Source organism: Flavobacterium flabelliforme (assembly GCF_017948675.1).
GTDB classification, from domain to species: domain Bacteria; phylum Bacteroidota; class Bacteroidia; order Flavobacteriales; family Flavobacteriaceae; genus Flavobacterium; species Flavobacterium pygoscelis.
This window is the reverse complement of the sequence record NZ_JAGFBU010000002.1, coordinates 416,893-437,328: the sequence shown is the minus strand read 5'-3', so window position 1 is coordinate 437,328 and position 20,436 is coordinate 416,893. Positions and strand designations below refer to the sequence as shown.

23 protein-coding genes and 1 riboswitch are annotated in these 20,436 nt (G+C 32.6%); of the genes, 12 read left to right on the top strand and 11 right to left on the bottom strand.

Going from position 1 to position 20,436, the window contains the following annotated elements; translation table 11 throughout:
• Positions 1-30 precede the first annotated feature (30 nt).
• The 8 genes from J3S90_RS08290 to J3S90_RS08255 form a co-directional block, all read right to left on the bottom strand.
• Complete coding sequence (locus J3S90_RS08290) at positions 31-1,059, bottom strand: YncE family protein (RefSeq protein ID WP_210645792.1); 1,029 nt, start codon at positions 1,057-1,059, stop codon at positions 31-33.
• A gap of 3 nt (positions 1,060-1,062) precedes the next feature.
• Positions 1,063-2,898, bottom strand: coding sequence for a TonB-dependent receptor plug domain-containing protein (locus tag J3S90_RS08285; RefSeq protein ID WP_210645791.1), 1,836 nt, complete (start codon positions 2,896-2,898; stop codon positions 1,063-1,065).
• Between the two features lie 30 nt (positions 2,899-2,928).
• Positions 2,929-3,191, bottom strand: a riboswitch (cobalamin riboswitch).
• Positions 3,192-3,290: 99 nt separating this feature from the next.
• Complete coding sequence (cobC, locus tag J3S90_RS08280) at positions 3,291-3,812, bottom strand: alpha-ribazole phosphatase (protein ID WP_210645790.1); 522 nt, start codon at positions 3,810-3,812, stop codon at positions 3,291-3,293.
• Positions 3,797-4,594 (bottom strand): adenosylcobinamide-GDP ribazoletransferase, encoded by a 798-nt coding sequence (locus J3S90_RS08275; RefSeq protein ID WP_210645789.1) that lies wholly within the window; start codon positions 4,592-4,594, stop codon positions 3,797-3,799. The genes cobC and J3S90_RS08275 overlap by 16 nt, the downstream gene beginning before the upstream one ends.
• Positions 4,595-4,768: 174 nt before the next feature.
• Positions 4,769-6,442 (bottom strand): nicotinate-nucleotide--dimethylbenzimidazole phosphoribosyltransferase, encoded by a 1,674-nt coding sequence (cobT, locus tag J3S90_RS08270; RefSeq protein ID WP_210645788.1) that lies wholly within the window; start codon positions 6,440-6,442, stop codon positions 4,769-4,771.
• Between the two features lie 35 nt (positions 6,443-6,477).
• Entirely contained in the window at positions 6,478-7,128 is a 651-nt protein-coding gene (locus J3S90_RS08265) for a Dph6-related ATP pyrophosphatase (protein WP_210645787.1), read from the bottom strand.
• 2 nt (positions 7,129-7,130) lie between these two features.
• The gene (gene cobU, locus J3S90_RS08260; protein ID WP_188051183.1) at positions 7,131-7,640 is read right to left on the bottom strand and encodes a bifunctional adenosylcobinamide kinase/adenosylcobinamide-phosphate guanylyltransferase; all 510 of its coding nucleotides are present in this window, start codon (positions 7,638-7,640) and stop codon (positions 7,131-7,133) included.
• Between the two features lie 34 nt (positions 7,641-7,674).
• Positions 7,675-8,082, bottom strand: a complete 408-nt coding sequence (locus J3S90_RS08255; protein WP_210645786.1) for a DUF5522 domain-containing protein — start codon at positions 8,080-8,082, stop codon at positions 7,675-7,677.
• A gap of 97 nt (positions 8,083-8,179) precedes the next feature.
• Here J3S90_RS08255 and J3S90_RS08250 point away from each other — a divergent pair, with 97 nt between their 5' ends.
• From J3S90_RS08250 to J3S90_RS08240, 3 genes are read left to right on the top strand one after another with little or no spacing between them, the layout of a single operon-like run.
• Positions 8,180-9,322 carry an ABC transporter substrate-binding protein gene (locus tag J3S90_RS08250; protein WP_210645785.1) on the top strand — a complete coding sequence of 381 codons (1,143 nt, stop codon included), beginning with the start codon at positions 8,180-8,182 and terminating at the stop codon, positions 9,320-9,322.
• A gap of 1 nt (position 9,323) precedes the next feature.
• Positions 9,324-10,355 carry an iron ABC transporter permease gene (locus J3S90_RS08245; protein ID WP_210645784.1) on the top strand — a complete coding sequence of 344 codons (1,032 nt, stop codon included), beginning with the start codon at positions 9,324-9,326 and terminating at the stop codon, positions 10,353-10,355.
• Positions 10,355-11,137: an ABC transporter ATP-binding protein gene (locus J3S90_RS08240; RefSeq protein ID WP_210645783.1), complete on the top strand. Its 783-nt coding sequence runs from the start codon at positions 10,355-10,357 to the stop codon at positions 11,135-11,137. The genes J3S90_RS08245 and J3S90_RS08240 overlap by 1 nt, the downstream gene beginning before the upstream one ends.
• A gap of 3 nt (positions 11,138-11,140) precedes the next feature.
• On the opposite strand, the gene J3S90_RS08235 is transcribed toward J3S90_RS08240, so the two are convergent.
• The gene (locus J3S90_RS08235; RefSeq protein WP_210645782.1) at positions 11,141-11,596 is read right to left on the bottom strand and encodes a tRNA (cytidine(34)-2'-O)-methyltransferase; all 456 of its coding nucleotides are present in this window, start codon (positions 11,594-11,596) and stop codon (positions 11,141-11,143) included.
• Entirely contained in the window at positions 11,597-12,232 is a 636-nt protein-coding gene (locus tag J3S90_RS08230) for a pseudouridine synthase (RefSeq protein ID WP_210645781.1), read from the bottom strand. It lies immediately after the preceding gene.
• Positions 12,233-12,403: 171 nt separating this feature from the next.
• Here J3S90_RS08230 and J3S90_RS08225 point away from each other — a divergent pair, with 171 nt between their 5' ends.
• The 5 genes from J3S90_RS08225 to J3S90_RS08205 all read left to right on the top strand — a co-directional run bounded on the left by J3S90_RS08225 (position 12,404) and on the right by J3S90_RS08205 (position 15,928).
• Positions 12,404-12,781, top strand: coding sequence for a hypothetical protein (locus tag J3S90_RS08225; RefSeq protein WP_210645780.1), 378 nt, complete (start codon positions 12,404-12,406; stop codon positions 12,779-12,781).
• A 230-nt stretch (positions 12,782-13,011) separates the two neighbouring features.
• Positions 13,012-14,382: a DNA recombination protein RmuC gene (gene rmuC, locus J3S90_RS08220; RefSeq protein WP_210645779.1), complete on the top strand. Its 1,371-nt coding sequence runs from the start codon at positions 13,012-13,014 to the stop codon at positions 14,380-14,382.
• 7 nt (positions 14,383-14,389) lie between these two features.
• Positions 14,390-14,755, top strand: coding sequence for a 6-phosphogluconate dehydrogenase (locus J3S90_RS08215; protein ID WP_188051174.1), 366 nt, complete (start codon positions 14,390-14,392; stop codon positions 14,753-14,755).
• On the top strand, positions 14,756-15,310 hold the full coding sequence (locus J3S90_RS08210) for an acyl-CoA thioesterase (protein ID WP_210645778.1): 555 nt from the start codon (positions 14,756-14,758) through the stop codon (positions 15,308-15,310).
• A gap of 78 nt (positions 15,311-15,388) precedes the next feature.
• Positions 15,389-15,928 (top strand): YceI family protein, encoded by a 540-nt coding sequence (locus tag J3S90_RS08205; RefSeq protein ID WP_210645777.1) that lies wholly within the window; start codon positions 15,389-15,391, stop codon positions 15,926-15,928.
• A gap of 8 nt (positions 15,929-15,936) precedes the next feature.
• On the opposite strand, the gene J3S90_RS08200 is transcribed toward J3S90_RS08205, so the two are convergent.
• Positions 15,937-16,845: a TIGR01777 family oxidoreductase gene (locus tag J3S90_RS08200; RefSeq protein WP_210645776.1), complete on the bottom strand. Its 909-nt coding sequence runs from the start codon at positions 16,843-16,845 to the stop codon at positions 15,937-15,939.
• Positions 16,846-17,052: 207 nt separating this feature from the next.
• Here J3S90_RS08200 and J3S90_RS08195 point away from each other — a divergent pair, with 207 nt between their 5' ends.
• The 4 genes from J3S90_RS08195 to J3S90_RS08180 are packed head-to-tail and all read left to right on the top strand — an operon-like array spanning position 17,053 to position 20,433.
• Positions 17,053-17,712, top strand: a complete 660-nt coding sequence (locus J3S90_RS08195; protein ID WP_188051170.1) for a TetR family transcriptional regulator C-terminal domain-containing protein — start codon at positions 17,053-17,055, stop codon at positions 17,710-17,712.
• On the top strand, positions 17,712-19,019 hold the full coding sequence (locus J3S90_RS08190) for an ABC1 kinase family protein (protein WP_210645775.1): 1,308 nt from the start codon (positions 17,712-17,714) through the stop codon (positions 19,017-19,019). The genes J3S90_RS08195 and J3S90_RS08190 overlap by 1 nt, the downstream gene beginning before the upstream one ends.
• On the top strand, positions 19,019-19,153 hold the full coding sequence (locus J3S90_RS08185; protein ID WP_188051168.1) for a DUF2256 domain-containing protein: 135 nt from the start codon (positions 19,019-19,021) through the stop codon (positions 19,151-19,153). The genes J3S90_RS08190 and J3S90_RS08185 overlap by 1 nt, the downstream gene beginning before the upstream one ends.
• A complete protein-coding gene (locus J3S90_RS08180; protein WP_210645774.1) occupies positions 19,129-20,433 on the top strand; it encodes a DASH family cryptochrome in 1,305 nt (434 codons plus the stop codon). Before J3S90_RS08185 ends, J3S90_RS08180 begins: the two co-directional genes overlap by 25 nt.
• The last annotated feature ends 3 nt before the right edge of the window (positions 20,434-20,436 follow it).

Below are 20,436 nucleotides of genomic sequence, written 5' to 3'. Positions count from 1 at the left end.
TTAGTTTGAATACTAGCTTAGATAATTGGATTAATTGTTTGAATAAAATCCATTTGGGCCCATACCAACTGTAACTGATTTTAATTCGGCACCTGTAGAAGAAAATATTTTTACTGTTCCTGCTGCAGTAAATCCGTTTACATTAGCAGAATAAATTTTACCATCAATAACATTAAAAGCATAAAAAGTAAAATAACCGCCATCAGGAATTGAAAACAATGGAGCTTCACTAAAACTTGTAGCATTCAAAGCCATTACATACGCATTATTACCTACAGTATAATATATTTTTTCTCCATCAATATCCATATTTTTTGCGTTTTTTAACACAGTAGATTCAATAGCAGTTGCTGTATCATTAGTAGTATTAATTTTATACAACTTACTTTTTTCAGCATTTCCAGATAAAACATATACAGATCCGCTTTTTTCCTCAATAGCGTTTACTCCGTTTTCAACCGTAATAGAACTCATTGCATTATTAATTTGAGGATTAATAACTGTTACACTAGTACCACTTCCGTATGCACCATTAGTAATGTATAATTTACCATTTGCAGTAATTATCTTCTCTACCACTTTATTTACAGCAATAACTTCTAAAAAATTGTATGTTTTAGCATCATAAACGTTTACTGACTTCGTTTTTGCATTTGTAACATATAATTTTCCGTTTAAAACAACACTATAACGAGGGTTTTTTATTTGGTCAGTTATAGTTGCAATGCTTTTAAAGGTATATCTATTGACTACTTCAACAGTATTTGAATTGTTTACAACAATAAATGCTTTATCCTCAGAAAAACTTAAGGATTGTACAACATCTCCTAAAGGTTTGTTGCTGTTTTCTATCCCAAAAATATTGTTTATAACAGCATAGTCATTAGAGATAAAAGATACAGAACCATTTGGTGTACCAAAATTACCTTCATTTAATACAATAACACCTTTGTCATAAGCGCCTAAAGGCATTTTATTTTCAGTTGTGTCATCATTAGTACAAGAAGCTAATAATAAAGCACTTGCAAAAATTCCAAGAAAAACATTTTTAAAATTCATTTTTTAATAATTAAGGGTTAAATAAAGAGTTAAATTTCTTCCAGGCATCAATCGGCTTGGTAAGGATTCATATATTTCATTCCAAAGATTAGCCACTTTAAAGCCAATTTTAAAGACATTTTTTTTACTGAAATTATAATCCATTCCTAAATTAGAAATAGTATAATCGCTTAAAATATTTTTTGGATCATTATCAGAAGTAGTAAAAACAGCACCTACAAACATAAATTGATAATAGGAATTAAACCTCTTGTAGGAATATGAACCAGCAGCGGTAGCTTTATGATAGGGAACATAAAAAAGTTGATTGTTATTTTTATCATCTAACGAAACAGTGTAAGAATAAGTTGCGTTAATCCCAAAGTTGTGACTATTGAAGTTCTTTTTCCAGGATCCCAAAGTTTCAAATCCATAAATAGAAACATTATCGGTATTAAAAGGAGACCAGTTTCCGGTGTTAGTGGGCAACCAGCGAATCATGTCCGTAATTTTTGAAGCGTAAAAAGTAGCACTTACATTAAAATCTTTGTATCTAAAATTATTACCCAATTCTAACTGATAGGAATTCTCCGGCTTTAAATCAAGATTACCACCCGTTTCCCAATACAAGTCATTAAAAGTAGGCACCCTAAAATTGCGAGAAATATTAAACTTAAACTGGTAAAGAGAAGAGAAATCGATAGTTGTACCCGCTGAAAAAAGCAAAGGACTTTTATAAACATCCGAAATCTCTTTTCGAGCACTCAATTCATAATTCCATTTCTCAGTAATGTATTGTTTCATTAAAACACTAATACCTCCTACTTGTCTACTATTATTACCTACTCCAGATCCAAATGCGTTACTTTTATTGTAATCGAATAGCGTATTCAGATTTATTTTAGAAGAAAATGCATATACAAAATCATATTTTGCAATAAAACTTTTCACTTCTCCGGAAGTAAAGTCTTCCTCTTCGATATCATCAAAATACTTATAATGCTCTGTAATGTAGGCGAGTTTCATATTAGAAACTGATTTGCCAAAAATACTAGTCCAAGCCAACAAATTTCTGGTATTAAAATCTTGGTATTTTGTTTTAGTAGCATTCGGCGAGGTTATAGAAAAATGACGTTCCCCATCATAACTCTCACTGTACAATTTAATGGTATTTTTAGCATCCAACTTATAACCAATGGCAGTACTAAAATTAGTATTATAGAACTCTCCGTTACTATTTTTACCTTGTTTTCCAATAAATTTATAATCATTATCAGAACTATTTCTGGTAAAACTAGCATTGGTACTCCATTTGTTTGTTGCTGCGGTAACCGCATAAATAGTGCTTAGTGTATTAAAATCACCATAATATACTTCTAAGTTATTTTTGAAAGTGTTACTAAATTTCAAATCATTATTTAAGTGAATTGTGCCTCCTATTGCACCACTGCCATAAACAACACTACCTCCGCCCGCTTTTACATCAATTGAATTATAGCCTCTTGTAGACACAGTGTTAAAATCTGTTTGACCTAATAACTGAGAATTAATATTAATACCATTCCAGACCACGGAAGTTTGTTGCGCAGTTGTTCCTCGAAAAGATGGTGATGAAACCATTCCTAAACCATTTTCTTTGAAATAAATAACTGAATTATAATTTAAAAGAGAGGTTAATGAAGATTGATTTTTACTAATAATAGAATCGTTCAATTTTAAAACGGACTGGGAACTTGAAAAGTTTTTAAGTTGCGTATCAGAAACCACTACTTCGTTGAGAGGTATTGCCGTTTTATTTTGAGCCAAAAGGAATTGGCTTAACAATATAATAGAAAGTAAACGAAATTTTTTAGTTGCCATAATTCCTGAACCTTTTTCCCGAAAGTTCGATATTAGTTATGAAAAAAGGCAGGTCTCCTGGCTTGCGTCTTATTGTTTACCTTCCCATTCGCACAAGCGAACAGTGGTTTGTAGATAACAACAAGCTTTATAGCTTACAGTTGCGGGAACAGCTCAAGATTTTTATTTTATGATTGCAATTTTTTGATTACAGAATAATTCTGAAATCTAAAATCGCTAATCTTCAATCACTTGATTCCCTTTTAATGTGTTTCACAAAAAGCAAATACACAACCTTAATACGGCAGCAAAGGTAAAATTTAATTCAGTTTTAAAACAAATTTGTAGAAACTATTGACTGGTTATTTAAATGAAACTAAAAAATATATCGTTACGCACTGATTTTTAGTAAATTACAATTCAATTTTTATCACATCACCAAAACCAACTTTGTTATTAAACGCCTCTTTTAGTGGTAAACTAGCTATTTTACAAAGAATACTTCTAATAACACCCGCATGGGCAACAATAACAACTGGTGCATTGTATTTTCTTTGAAGTTCATTTTCTAAAAAATCATTTACCCGATTGTATAAATCCACAAAAGATTCTCCGTTTGGAACAGCTACATTGACAAAATCGTTCATCCAGGGTGCAAAATCATCTGGAGGAATAGCATCCCAATTTTTCATTTCCCAATCTCCAAAATTCATTTCCATCAATCGATCATCTGTAATTATAACATTAGAAAGGTATTTAGCCAATTCCGTACAACGAAACAATGGACTAGAATATACAATTGCATCGGCTGGAATTTTATTTTTTATTGCTTCGAATAATTCTAAATACGGTTCTAAAATCTGAACATCGGATTGCCCATAACAGATTCCTTTTTCACAAACCGTTTCGGTGTGCCGTACTAAATAAACTTCCATAAGACAATAATTGAAATATAAAATACTACTTCACAAACTTGTTGGGTGGCTCCAAGACAATCTCCTGTATAGCCATCAATCCATTTTTGAAAATAACGCGCCATGAAAAAACGAGTGATGAAAATAGGAACTAAAACCAATAAGAATTGCCATTGAAAATAAGCTAATAGAATAAGTGGTAATAAACCAAAAAAGAAAGCACCTGCCACTTCACGCCAAGTATAATTTTGTGCTATAGGTTTGCTTTTACTTGTAGCATCCTCTCGCGAATATTCATGCGTAAAAACAATAGAAATTGCTGCTAATCTACTCAAAGAATGAGCCGAAACAAAAAGTAACAGAATTAGGATTTGATATTTAGTGTTGACGATCTCTACAGAAGAAACTATATCAGACAAAGTTTTAAACTTGAGTAAAAACAATAAAACTACCCCAATCGCTCCATAAGCCCCAATGGCGCTGTCTTTCATGATTAAGAGTATCTTTTCTTTAGTCCATCCGCCACCAAAACCATCGCATACATCAGCAAAACCGTCTTCATGAAAAGCACCTGTAACTAAAATAGAGGAAATCATAGAAAAAATCACCGCTATTTCTGGAGTCATTAAATAATTAAACAAACTAAAAATACCAAATGCCACAGCGCCAACAATCCATCCAATAATAGGAAAATAGCGAGAAGCTTTGTTTAAATAATCTGGATTATGATCTATGTTTTTGGGGCAAGGAATTCGGGTGTAAAACATCAATGCTGTAAAAAATATGTGTATCTCTTTTTTCATATTAGTATAAAAATCTCTTTGCTTTTTGGCTAAAGCCAATTAAATTTTCTATTTATAATGCAACATATAAAGATGTTAGCAGTTTTATTATTTTTAATTTACCTCCAGATTTATTGGGACGACTCTTAATTTATTTTTTAATATAGCTTTGAACAAATTTCATCTTATCCTAAATTATTTGTTATTCACTCCAGCAGTTTCAAAACTAGCCATTTCATTCAAAAAAGCCATAGCCGACTGGATAATTGGAAATGCAATAGCACAACCAGTGCCTTCACCTAAACGCAATCCCAATTGTAAAACGGGCTGAACTCCTAGATAATCCAGTAATTTAACATGGGCTTGTTCAGCAGAACAATGACAGAAAATAGCATTTTTGCTTATCTCTGGATTTTTTTGATGAGCAATTAAAAATGCAACACTGCAAATAAATCCATCCACTAGAATTAGCATGTTATTTTCATGAGCCGCTAACATTCCAGAAGCCATTTGTATAATTTCAAATCCGCCAAAATAAGCGAGTTTTTCCTCTAATTCTTCGGGTCCTGAATAATTATCTACCGCTGCTTGCAGTATTTTTTGTTTCTGAATTAGCTTCTCATCACTTACTCCTGTTCCTAATCCTACGCAATCTTGAAGTGGAATGTTTGTAATTATACTCATTAAAACCGAAGCTGTCGAGGTATTTCCAATACCCATTTCTCCAAAACCAATACAGTTACTACCTGTTTTTGCAATAGCATCCACTACCTCTGCTCCTTTAGAAAAACACAAACGCAATTCAGACGCACTCATTGCCGGTCCATGTAAAAAGGACTGGGTTCCTTTAGCAATTTTAGTTGTTGTCAGATTGGCATTCGGCGGAAAATCATAATTTACGCCAGCATCTACAATCGATAACTTGATATTATTTTGTTTGCAAAAAACATTTATTGCCGCTCCACCTTCAAGAAAATTAGTCACCATTTGACGCGTTACATCCTGTGGATACGCACTCACACCATGTACTGCGATTCCGTGATCAGCGGCAAAAACAACAATATTGGGTTGAATTATTTTTGGTTCCAGAGTTTGAAACAGCTCTCCTATTTGTTGGGCTAGTTTTTCAAGAATCCCTAATGAACCTAAAGGCTTGGTTTTATGGTCAATTTTATGTTGTAATGCATCCTTTATTGATCTAGACTCTGTTTGAGTTTGCTTAGTTACTCGCAATGACTCTGGATAGTTCACTGGAACTAAAATCTCTTCTACAAAAGGAGCTTTTGATTTTTGTTTCCAATTCAGTTTTTGTAACATCGGTTGATTATCATAATCCGTTGCCGGTTTGCCTACGCAAAAATATCCAAGCGGTTCTATATGTTCTGGCAATCCTAATAACTGCTTGAACTGATAGTAGTTTAGAATCGAAATCCATCCCATCGAATAACCTTGTTCTGTCAAAGACAACCATATATTTTGAGCAGCACAAACCGAACTAAATTTAATTGCTTCATTACTTCCTACGGTTCCAATGGTAAAATCATTCAAAACCGAACGATCGTAACAAATTACAAGTCCAAGCGGAGCTTCTTGAATTGCTTCTAATTTTAATGCCTTATAATCTTCCTTTTGTTGTGCGCTATCCGTTTGATTTGCTGCTTTAGTATCATAGTCCAAAAACAATTCTTTGACAGCTTTCTTAATTTCGTCCGACTTAATCAGATAATATTTAGTAGCATCTGTCAAACCCACAGAAGGTGCCAAATGTCCTGCTTGAAGCGCTTTTTGGATAACGGCATCAGGAACTTCATCAGTAGTAAAATGTCGAGTGTCGCGACGGGATTTTAAAATTTCATCTAAATAGGTCATCGTAATTTTTTTATACTCAATTATTCATTAAATTTCTAAACGAAATCTTCCCAAACTACAAAACAGTAGTCGTTGTAAGTTTTAATCGAAAACTTCGGAAGGGTGATCCTTTCTGAAAAAAGAGAGCAATTGAGAACCAAAGTATGAAATTCTCCGTTCTCCCCACAAGGATCAATTCCTTTTTCTTTTAGTTCTAATGCCAATTCCTTGGTTAAGATTTTCCCCAAATAGCTTTCGCCCATTATTGTATTGCAAGAAACAATCATCGTTTCGATACCGTTTTCGATCATTTCGTTAACCAATTTAATCCGATCTTGCTGCCACAAAGGCAAAATTGCTTTTAGACAAGCTGCTTGACATACTTTATCTTCCCAATCCTTATGAGCTTGTAAATCGATATCGCCAAAAACAGCGGCATCCAAATCATATTTTGTTTTAAGCATTTTTAAAGTACTGATAAACTTTGCTTCATAATCGCCCCAACTTGCGGGAATGCCTTCCAGAGGCAATTGCATTTTTTGGGCTTGTTGATTCAAAATTGACAAAGGCAATCCATGAGAACGGGATATTTGACCATTTTCGTTCATCATATTCAGCAATACTTTAGGGACTAAGCCTTCATTAACTGCCTGCATCATGGCATAGCAACTGTCTTTTCCACCACTCCAAGAAGTCAAAAAATTCATTATTATCCTTTTATTGTTACAGGAATTCCTGAAACCATTAACACCACTTTCTCCGCTCTTTTAGCAATATATTGGTTCATCCAACCTTGTAATTCGGTAAATTTTCGTCCAATGTGCGTTTCAGCATGAACACCCATTCCTATTTCATTGGTAACAATAATAATAGTAGCGTTTTCTTGATTTACGATTTGGTCAAATTCTGCTTTGGCTTGTTCTAAACACAAAGCCACATCATTTTTAGTATCTATAAAAAAGTTAGTCAACCAAAGCGTAACACAATCAACTATGGCAACATTTCCGGAGAAATCAATTTCACTCAGGTGTTTTTCTTTTTCAATGTTTATCCAGCGTTCGTCACGATCCTTTTGATGACGATCAATTCTTTTTTGAAAATCATCATCCCATTTTCTCGCTGTTGCTACATACATTGGCTTAGCCGATAATTCTTTTGCCAAATTCTCGGCATAACTGCTTTTTCCTGAGCGCTCTCCGCCGGTTATCAGATATATCATTATAGTTAATAATTATTAATTATTCAATAGATTTTTATCCCTGTGATAGGTTCTTATTCTGTGGTTTGTCATTTTTAAAATCATACGGACAATGACGACAACCATTACCACAGCAACTTCCTCTTTTCAAATGAAAGAAAGCTTTAAAAACATAATTTCCTTTCTCTAAATAGTAATCAATTCCTTCAATCAAATTATTGGATTTAGGCAACAATGCTGCCTTATTATGGAAAACGGTATCCGCATTCAATGTCGTTATATACTCATCAATTTTTTCTGAGCAGGATTTCTTGAAACAAATAGGACAAAGACAATCAATTGCGGTTGTAGGAACTAATAAAGGTGGGAAATCATTACACCAACAGCTACTCCCTCCTGCTGTATTTCCACAACCAAAGTAGGTAGCGCAGCTTGAACACTGTTTTTCTTTACTACCATTCATGTTGTAAAGATAGTATTTGTTGATTTTTTTTGGTTAAAAAATAAACAAGATTTTTTTGTAATTTCTTTTACCTTTGTCTTAATCATAAAATGGCATCATGAAGCTTACTTCTTATAAAATTCTTTTACTTCTTGTTCTTTCAACCTTCGTTAGTTGCAAAAAAACCGAAAAATCAGAAAACAAATCATTTTCAAACGCAAAAAATGAAATAGAATACGCCAGTAACTTAGCTATATTCAAGCAGGAAGGCTATTCGATAGTCAAGATAATCAACCCTTGGCCCAATGCTGATAAAGACTTTACTTACATCTTAAAAGAGAAGAACGTTGTAGTTCCTGATAGTTTACAAAAATACAATACAATTCAAGTTCCTTTACAATCCATAGTTGTTACCTCAACCACTATTATTCCTTATTTAGAAATGCTTGGAGTTGAAAATCATTTGGTTGGATTCCCACATACTGATTACATTTCTTCCTTAAAAACTCGAAAATTAATTGACAATGGTTCGGTTAAAAATGTAGGTCAAAACGAAAAATTAAACATGGAGCAATTGATCGAAATGAGTCCAGAACTTATTGTCACTTTTGGCATTGATAATAACAATCCAATGATCGACAATCTGCAGAAAAGTGGCTTAAAAGTATTGATTCAAGCCGACTGGATGGAACAATCACCGCTTGGAAAAGCAGAATGGATAAAATTGTACGGAGCTCTTTTCGGAAAAGAAAAAGAAGCTAAAACTCAATTTGACGATATTATAAAAAATTACAAAGAAGCTATGAATTTAGTTTCCACCAAAAAACCAACAGCAAACGTATTATATGGCTCGATGTACCAAGACCAATGGTATGTAGCTAAAGCCAACAGCTGGGTAGCACAATTTTTAAAAGATGCCAAGGCAAATTACCTTTGGGCAGATACCGAAGGAACAGGCAGCATTGGATTATCATTCGAAAAAGTATTAGAAAAAGCAAAAAACGCCAATTTTTGGATTGCTACAGGTCCTTTTAAAACGGTAGCGGAATTAGAAAATGTCAATCCGCATTACAGTCAATTTGATGCTTTCAAAACCAAACAAGTGTATACTTTTGAGGGTAAAATAGGAGCAACAGGAGGAACAATTTATTATGAATCGGCACCTAGCCGACCTGATTTAGTATTAAAAGATTATATCAAAATCTTCCATCCTGAATTACTTCCCAATTATACTTTTACCTTTGCACAAAAACTGAACTAAATTGGCCAATAAACAACGTAATATTCTTCTATTTTCCTTACTTGGTTTAGGATTCATCGTCTTGTTTTTTATAAACATCAGTTTTGGATCGATAAACATTCCTTTGAAGGAAGTATATAAAAGCTTAACCGGTGGACAGGCAAGCAAATCCACTTGGGAATACATTATCATTAATTACCGCATGCCTAAAGCGATTACAGCGGTTTTAGTTGGAATGGGTTTATCAATAAGTGGTTTATTAATGCAAACCCTATTTAGAAATCCGTTAGCGGGTCCTTATGTTTTAGGACTCAGTTCAGGTGCGAGTTTAGGAGTTGCAATAGTCATATTAGGCGCTGCACTAATGCCTCCATTTTTAGCAACCTTTTTAGTCTCCTCCTACGGAATTGTTTTAGCTTCTAGCTTAGGCAGTTTTGCTGTTTTATTAGCTGTTTTAACGGTTTCACATCGCTTGCGTGATACTATGGCGATCTTAATTGTTGGTCTTATGTTTGGTAGTCTCACCAGTTCAATCGTAGGAACACTGACTTATTTTAGTACTGCAGAGCAATTACAAAAATTTACTTTTTGGTCTTTAGGAAATCTCGGTAATTTATCTTGGACGGCTATCTCTATTTTATCCAGTTGCGTTTTGATAGGATTAGTACTCAGTCTTATTAGTGTGAAACCACTAAATTCGTTACTTCTTGGCGAAAATTACGCAAAAAGTTTAGGTATGAATTATAAAAAAGCGAGACTCATTATCATTTTTGCTACCAGTATATTAGCGGGAAGTATTACTGCTTTTGCCGGACCAGTGGCCTTTATTGGATTAGCGGTTCCTCATATTGCAAAATTAGTTTTTCAAACAAGCAATCACACTATTTTATTTTGGGGTACTATTCTTTTTGGAGCATTAATTATGTTAATTTGCGACAGTATTTCCCAACTTCCCGGAAGTGATATTACATTACCAATTAATGCGGTTACCTCTATCTTTGGTGCACCTATCGTAATTTGGTTATTAATTAGAAAACGTAAAATGATGAACTAATGAAAAACGAAATCATCTTACAAGCTTTAAAAATTAGCATTGGATATTCTCATAAAAAAGAAAAAACAATTATCGCCTCGAACATTGATTTATCTTTGCGCAAAGGGAAATTAATCGCTTTAATTGGGGCTAACGGAATTGGAAAATCTACTTTATTAAAAACAATAACGGGGATTCAAAAAACTATTACAGGAACTGTTTTATTAAATGGTACTAGTATTCACAATCTAGATTCTTTAATATTAGCCCAAAATCTCAGTGTCGTTCTTACAGAAAAATTACCACCAAGCAACCTTACTGTTTTTGAATTGGTTGCCTTGGGAAGACAACCTTACACCAATTGGATAGGAAAATTAACAGATCTTGATATAGCAAAAGTAGAGGAAGCAATGCTACTCACTCAAATTTCTCATTTGGCTACTAAAAAACATTTCGAAATCAGTGATGGTCAATTGCAAAAGGTTCTCATAGCAAGAGCTTTAGCACAAGACACGCCTTTAATCATACTAGACGAGCCCACCACGCATCTCGATTTATTACATAAAGTTTCACTTTTTAAACTACTAAAAAAACTAACACAAGAAACTGAGAAATGCATCCTTTTTTCTACTCACGATATCGATATGGCGATACAATTAAGTGACGAAATGATTATCATGACTCCTGAAACTGTGATTCAAGACGAACCTTGTAACTTTATTTCAAAAGGAAGTTTTAACACTTTATTCAATGATGAACATATTATTTTTGATCAAGAAAAAGGAAAATTTTTAATTGTTTAAAAATTATTTTTTCAATGAAATTTGACGTTTTGCTTCGCCAATTACAAAAGCAACAGAATTAGCGATATTAAAACTTCTTATTAAATTTGACATTGGGATCGTAAGATGATTCTCAAATTGAGATAAAACCTCCTCACTTAAACCTTTGCTTTCTTTACCAAAAACTAGCCAATCACCGTCTTGGAAATCCGTTTCTAAATATGATGTAGTAGCATGAGAACTCATTAGGAAAACACGCGATAAATCTGGTATTTGTGCTTTCCATTCGGCTACATTTTGATATTCTGTTACGTCAAGATGAACCCAATAATCCAATCCGGAACGCTTTAAGTTTTTATCATTTATCACAAATCCAAAAGGATGAATTAGGTGCAAACGACTTCCGGTTCCCACGCACAAACGACCAATATTCCCCGTATTATTAGGGATTTCAGGTTCTACTAAAACGATATTTAACATTTAGATTTTTGATTTTTGATTAACACTTTCTGATTCTTGATAGAGTTTGTTACCTTGATTTTTGACATTATCATTAAAATCCTCGACTTCTATCACTTCGCCAGCTTGTAAGTCATTAAGATGTACGTTGCCTATTCGGACACGAACTAAACGTAAGGTTGGAAATCCAACTGCAGCAGTCATTTTGCGTACTTGACGAAACTTTCCTTCGTTAACAGTAATTGAAGCCCAAGAAGTGGGTCCATGACGTTCGTCTCGTATTTTTTTTCCTCGCGCTCCAAAAGCGGGGATTTCAGTAATTAATCTCGCATCACAAGGTTTAGTAATATATTTAGTTCCATTAAAACCAATCTCTACTCCTATTTTCAGTTTTTCAATGGCTTCCTGATTGATGACTCCATCAACTTGCACATAATATTCTTTATCTACTTTTTTACTTCTAATGATTTCACTCATCATTCCATCAGTAGTTAGTAACAAAAGTCCTTCTGAATCTTCATCCAATCTCCCAATTGCCATAGTACCTTTTGGAAAATCATACAATTCTCCTAACAGTTTTTTTTTGCGTTTTAATTCATAAATGAACTGACTTAAATAACCGTAGGGTTTGTGAATAATGAAATGAGAATGCGACATTGTATTGTTTTTGGAATGCCCACAAAGATAGTTTTGTTTTGACTGAATTTAAAGTTCTATGGCTATACATTTGATGATTTTACCACAAAAAGATGTTAAATGATGAACAAAAGCGGGCTAAAATTTGTAATATTATACTAATTAAAATGATATTCATTAAAATTAAATAGTATGGAAAATAACAATTTAGGATCTAAAAAGACCAATAATAAGCAAAATACAAATGAAGGATTTAGTGGGGAAAACCTGCCAGAAGATTATAATCCTTCTGCACCAATTCTTAAAGAAGAAGTAGAAATTGATGCAAATGGCAATCAAAAAATTGTTCAAAGAGCGCGCAATGTAGATGGTAGTAATGCGCCATTGCCAGACGAAGAAGAAAGAACTTGGAATGAAAATGAAAGTGTAAGCCGTGGTGTTTCTACTGAAGAGGAAGCCATGAAAACAGTAGAAAATAAAGATTTAAATTCGGACATTACTGCACATCGTTATCCCAATTCACATCCAGACAATCATGAAGATAGAGGAAATATAAAGTTAGATGAATAACTTTTGATATTTTGTATTAGGAGCCAATAGAGATGAAAATTTTTATTGGCTTTTTTTTTGATAATTACATAAAACAATATTAATTAGGTTTTATGAAGTCAAATTTAATTGACTTTAAAACTAATGAAGTCCAAATTTGAACTTTATTTAAAGCGAAAGCTATTAATCTTATTTTATAAAAATCCTACAATTCATTTTATTCCTTACTTTTACTTTTCAAATTTATTTTCATGTCAACTCTAATCCCCTTTTTACTTCTTTTTATAATTGCACTTTTTTTAGGCATTTTCATTGGAAAATTGATATTTGCCGCTCGATTTCAATCGGAAAAAATTAGTTTGGAAGAAAAATTGATTGCTGCAAATTCACAAATCAATCAATTGAGAGAACAACTTACAAATGAAAAAATAGTATTTCAAAAACAGTTGGAAAACAGTATTCTAGAAAAAGAAACTATTAGAACTGAAAAAGACAGTTTAGCCATTCAGCTTTCTAAAAAAGAAGTTGATTTTGAGAATCTTTGGGAACGCAATAAAGAACAAAAAGAAGAAGTCGAAAAGCTACAGGAAAAATTCACAAAAGAATTCGAGAATTTAGCCAATAAAATACTAGAAGAAAAATCGAATAAATTTACAGAGCAGAATAAGGAAAATATGAAAAACATCTTGACTCCATTGCAAGATAAAATTCAGTTATTCGAGAAAAAAGTCGAGGATACACACAAAGAAAGTATAGATTATCATGCTGCTTTGCGCCAACAAATTCTTGGTTTACGCGAAATGAATATTCAAATGAGCAAGGAAACGATCAACTTAACCAAAGCGTTAAAAGGCGATAGTAAAATGCAAGGAAACTGGGGAGAATTAGTTTTAGAACGTGTTTTAGAAAAATCGGGATTAGAAAAAGGGCGTGAATACGAAGTGCAACAAGCTTTTACAACAGCAGATGGAAACCGTGTTTTTCCGGATGTGGTAATCAATTTGCCCGACGGTAAAAAAATGATTGTCGATTCTAAAGTTTCATTGACTGCTTATGAAAAATACATCAATGAAGAGGATGATAGTTTAAAAACAGGGTATTTAAAGGAACATGTTCTTTCTATAAAACGTCACGTAGAGCAATTAGGCAACAAAAATTACCACGATTTATACAAAATTGAAAATCCAGATTTTGTACTTTTATTTATTCCTATTGAGCCCGCATTTGCAATGGCGCTTAATGAAGACACTACTTTATACAATAAAGCCTTCGAAAAAAACATAGTCATTGTTACTCCAGCAACTTTGTTGGCTACTTTACGAACGATTGATAGTATGTGGACCAACCAAAAACAACAAGAAAACGCTTTGGAAATTGCAAGACAAGCGGGAGCTTTATACGACAAATTTGAAGGTTTTGTAAATGATTTGATTCGGATAGGGAAAAAAATTGATGAAACTAAAACAGAATATAGTGGCGCTATGAACAAATTAGTAGAAGGAAAAGGAAACCTAATTGTAAGCGTAGAAAAACTAAAAAAAATGGGGGCTAAAGCTAAAAAAGCACTTCCAGAAAGTATTATAAACAGAGCTGAAATAGATGAAAACCAACTTTTAAATTAAAGATGAAATGAAAAAATTTCTATTAATAGTAGTCGCAATAGCGGTTTTAATTACAGCATCCTATTTTGGATTTTTACACAATACTAATTACAGTGAAGGCGTTCGTTCTGGAGAATTAATTAGAGTAAGTCATAAAGGAATCCTCTTTAAAACATGGGAAGGCGAAATTAGTCAAGGTATTTCTGGGGCGCAAATTTTTTCGTTTTCTGTAATGGATAGCGAAAAACAAGTAATTGCCGATTTGAATCAAATGGAAGGTCAATATGTTCAGGTCAGCTATAAAGAACTCTACAAGACTTTTCCTTGGTGGGGAGATTCCAGGTTTTTTATCACCTCAGTTAAGAAAGTTAATTCTCCTTTTAAAATAAAATAAATGAATCCATTATTCAAAACGGTTGCCTCTTCGCATATTAGTATTTCGCAATTGATGTTACCAAGCCATTCTAACTTTAGTGGCAAAATTCACGGCGGCTATATTTTATCTTTATTGGATCAGATTGCGTTTGCTTGTGCATCTAAATTTTCAGGTAATTATTGCGTTACGGCTTCAGTAGATACTGTCAACTTTTTAAAACCCATTGAAGTTGGCGAATTAGTAACCATGAGAGCGAGCGTAAATTATGTGGGCAAAAGTTCGATGATTATTGGCATTAGAGTCGAAGCAGAAAATATACAAACCGGAGCAATTAAACATTGTAATTCTTCCTATTTTACGATGGTTGCAAAAGATAAAGAAGGCTTAAATATACCGGTTCCTGGTTTAATTTTATCTCACAAAAATGACATCAGACGATTTATCAATTGTATCAAACAAATTGGACTTAAAAAAGAACAAAATCTTCATGAGGAAGCATTTGATTACAACTCAAAAGAATCTATAGAAAGTTTAAAAAACTACAACGTTCAAATTGAATCATCACTACAATAACGTGCTAGAAATCAAGCTATAATTACATACTATTAGTTAATTTTTCGTAACTTTAATTAATCTAAATCATAGATTGTTATGAGAAAAATTACCATACTAGCATTATTACTCATTGCAACAGTAACATCAGGACAAGAAAAAATGGTTTCCTATGATGGAATCATAAATTTCGAAGCTTCAATACCTTTATTTGAAGAAGTTAAAGCAACCAATAATAAAACAACTTGTGTTTTAATTACCAAAACAGGAGAAATTATGTGTTTGGTTTCGATTAAAGATTTTAAATTTAAAAGAAATTTAATGGAAGAGCACTTCAATACTAATTATATTGAAAGTCATCGGTATCCAAGAGCAACATTTAAAGGTAAAATTGAAAAATTTGATTTAAAAAACGTAAACACCGATCGAACTACTTATCAAATAAATGGCAAAATAACTATACGGGGTTTGTCTAAAAAAATCCTAATCAAAGGCACATTAAAAAAAACCGAAAATGGTATCGAACTTATATCAGCTTTTCCTCTAAACACCGATGATTTTAATATAGAAATTCCATTTGTCGTGCGTACAAAAATTTCAAAAACCGTAAATACGCAAATTGCTTGTGTTTTTAAATAAATTTTCATTTACAAACAATCTTTCAAGGCCTGCTCTAAATTTTTAAATTTGAAATTAAAACCCGTCTGAAGTATTTTTTCTGATGAAACTCTTCTACCTGTTAGTACAATTATTGACATTTCACCCAAAACCATTTTTAAAACAATAGCTGGAACATTAGGCAACCAAATAGAATAACCAAAAATACGAGCCAAGGTTTTAGAAAAAATAGTATTATTTGTATTATCGGTAACTGCAGCATTGTAAGGACCAGACATTTCAGTATTCTGTATGGCTTGCAAATAAATAGTACACAAATCATCTACATGAATCCAAGGCATATATTGTTTTCCAGAACCTATTGCAGAACCCAATCTATATTTGAAAAGAGGAATCAGTTTTTGTAAGAAACCCTCATTTTTTCCCAACACTAATCCCGTTCTAATTTTTACAGTACGAATATTTAAATTCTCTATAAAATCGATAGAATCTTCCCATTTTTGGCAAACATATCCTAAAAAGTCATTAGCTGGCGCATCGTTTTCAGTACAAATTTCTTCTCCATTTACGGCTCCATATATTCCAACGGCAGAAGCAGAAATAAAAGCATCTAACTTTTTGTAGTGTTTTTTAAGAACCATATATAGGAGTTGAGATGATTTTTCTCTACTATCGATGATAGCAGCTTTTCGTTTCGCAGTCCATCTTTTCTCACCAATATTCTCTCCTGCTAAATGAATAATATAATCGGCTTTCAAAACGGCCTCTTCTTCAATAAACTGAGTTGCTACATCCCATTTATAATAAAACACATCTGTTTTGTTTTGCTTTTCACTTCGGCTCAATATCGAAACAGTATATCCTTTACTTAGTAATAATGCTGTCAAATGAGTTCCTATAAATCCTGAACCACCACTTATTAAAACGTTCTTTTTCATATTTAGCAATTTATTGCTTTTAATTGGCTTTTACTAATTCACAACACTTCATTTCTGAACAAAATAAATAGGATGTTATGCCCATTTTATACCAATATATAGCGTCTGATTTTTAATACTATAAAATTATATTAAATTTTGTTTAACTTTATTAAAATATAGTTAAACATTTATTACCTTTATACTTTAATTTGAAACACAAAAAATATGGCTACTAAAAAAACAATACTTACAAAAGACAAAATAGTTTCAATGTACATGGATTATGTATTAGAGCATAGCGAAAAACCAAAATCAGTTTATCATTTTACAAAAATGAATGATTTTACAGAAACAGAGTTTTACGCTTTTTTTGGTACAATAGAAAGTATCGAAAAAGAAATCTTCAAAATGTTTGTTGAAAAAACAGTGGAGTTACTTTCTAAAAATGCAGATTACGAAAACTATGATATGAAAAGCAAAATGCTAAGCTTTTACTTTACATTCTTCGAAATATTAACCGCTAACAGAAGTTATGTCGTTCTCGTTCTAAAAAATCAAGGCGATCAACTAAAAAAACTGATGCAGCTTTCTGGATTAAGAAATAGTTTTAAAAATTATTTAACAGAAATCATTACTGATGATTTTAGAACACAACAAGAAAAACTACAAAACTTTCAAGAGAAAGCATTTCAAGAAGCTTCCTGGATTCAGCTTTTATTAGCCCTAAAATTCTGGATAGAAGATGCTTCCCCTTCTTTTGAAAAAACAGACATCTATATTGAAAAATCAGTCAAAGCGACTTTTGAACTAATGAATATTACTCCTATAGATAGCTTAATCGACTTTGGAAAATTTATTTTCAAAGAAAAAATATACAACAAATAATGAAAACGATAGACTACATACCAACGTCAAAAATTGAAAGAGCTACAAAACTGGTGCAAACTGGTGCAAAAGTGGGCGTAAATTACTTGAAATATTACGGTGAGAAAATGGTCAATTCTGATTTGACTAGAGACAAACTCAACGAGGACAATGCTGAGGACATTTATGATGGTTTAAAAAGCCTAAAAGGAAGTGCGCTAAAAGTGGCACAGATGCTAAGTATGGACAAAAGTTTCTTGCCGCAAGCTTACGTAGAAAAATTTTCGCTTTCGCAATTTTCTGTACCACCACTTTCTGCTCCGCTCGTATTAAAAACCTTCAAAAATAATTTTGGAAAAACTCCTTACGAGATTTTTGATGAATTTAATGCCACATCGGTAAATGCAGCCAGTATTGGTCAAGTGCATGTAGCAACAAAAAATGGTAAAAAATTAGCGGTGAAAATTCAATATCCTGGTGTGGCTAACAGCATATCGTCTGATTTAGCGATGGTAAAACCTATCGCAATTAGAATGTTTAATTTACAAGGAAAGGATTCTGATAAGTATTTCAAAGAAGTTGAGGATAAATTAATTGAAGAAACCAATTATTTACTGGAATTAGAGCAAAGTCAAGAAGTGGTTGCTGCTTGCAAAAAAATAAAAAACCTTGTTTTTCCAGAATACTATCCTGAATTTTCATCGGAGAAAATCATTACCATGGATTGGATGACAGGCCTTCACCTTTCTGAATTCACCAAGAAAAACACCAATCAAGAAGTGTCTGACAAATTGGGGCAAGCCTTATGGGATTTTTATATGTACCAAATTCATATTTTGAAAAAAGTACATGCCGATCCGCATCCTGGAAATTTCTTAGTAAATGATAAAAACGAATTAGTTGCATTGGATTTTGGTTGTATGAAAACAATTCCAACCGATTTTTACATTCCTTATTTTGAATTAATCGACAAAAAAGTAATCAATAATGCAGAATTATTCAACACAAAATTATTTGAATTGGAGATTTTGAGAACCGATGATTCTAAAGAAGAAATTGCTTATTTCACCGAAATGTTCTACGATTTATTGTCTTTGTTTACGAAGCCTTTTCAAGAAGAAAATTTTGATTTTTCAGACGAAAGTTTTTTTGAAAGTATTGCTCAATTAGGAGAGCGTTTTTCTAAGGACACCAATTTGAGAAAAATGAATGGTAATAGAGGTTCGAAACATTTTATTTACATGAACCGAACTTTCTTTGGGTTATACAATTTGCTTTTTGACTTGAAAGCCAAGATTGTGGTAAATGAGTTTGAAAAATACAGATAGTGAAAAAGGAAAATCTGCCCTCTAAAATGTGTTTGGTTTGCAACCGACCATTTACTTGGCGGAAAAAGTGGGAAAAAGTTTGGGACGAAGTCAAATATTGTAGTGAAAAATGCAAAAGAAACAAAAAGGGTTAGTTTGGTTTAGAAATGATTTGAGAGTCAATGATAATGAATCATTGGCCAAGGCAATAGCGGAAAATGAAAATGTAATTGGTATATATTGTTTTGATCCTCGCCATTTTAAAACCACCAAATTCGGATTTAAAAAAACAGAAAAATACAGAGCTCAATTTTTAATTGAAACAGTAACCGAATTAAAACAAAATCTAGAAAAACTAAATATTCCACTTTTGGTTTATCATCAAAATCCGGAAGATTGTATTGCGGAAATGGTAATTGAAAATGAAATTCAAACTATTTATTTTCAACAAGAATGGACAACTGAAGAAACAGCAGTTTTGGAAAACGTAAAGTTAAAAGTTCCTATTTCAATAGAATTTAAACCAACGTTTAACCAGTTTTTATACCATCCAGAAGACGTTCCTTTTGAGATCGAGTTTATACCAAACGTTTTTACACAATTCCGAACGAAGTGCGAAAAATACAGTAAGGTTAGAACTGAATTTGTAGTTCAAGCCATGCCAAAAGAAAATTTAGAAGCAAATAAAACTCAGATTCCGACTCTTAAAGATTTAGGCTTTACTGCTTTTGATATCGATTCTAGAACGGCTTTTCCTTTTAAGGGTGGCGAAAATGAAGCCTTAAAAAGGATAGAACATTATTTTTGGGAAACGAATAAATTGGGCGTTTACAAATTGACTCGCAACGGATTAATAGGAACAGATTTTAGCTCTAAATTTTCACCTTGGTTAGCCAATGGTAGTATTTCGGCAAAAACGATTTATTGGGAAATTATTAATTATGAACAACAAGTCCAAAAAAATGATTCGACTTATTGGTTAGTTTTCGAATTGATTTGGAGGGATTATTTTAAATATATTTCGTTAAAAAATGGCAGTTCCATTTTTAAAATAGGAGGTATTTTAGACAAAGATTACGAATGGAAATCGAATCAAAATCAAATTAAAAGTTGGATAAACGGTACAACAGCAGAACCTTTTGTAAATGCCAATATGATCGAGCTGCAACAAACGGGATGGATGAGCAATAGAGGAAGGCAAAATGTAGGATCTTATTTTGCTAAGAATTTACATTTAGATTGGCGCATCGGAGCGGCTTATTTTGAATCGATGCTAATTGATTATGATGTACACAGCAATTATGGAAATTGGATGTATGTTGCTGGTGTGGGTAACGATCCTAGAGATCGAAAATTCAATATTCCTTTACAAGCTTCAAATTATGACGGAGAATCTAAGTTTAGGAAATTATGGTTGCAACAACAATTATTTTAAAGA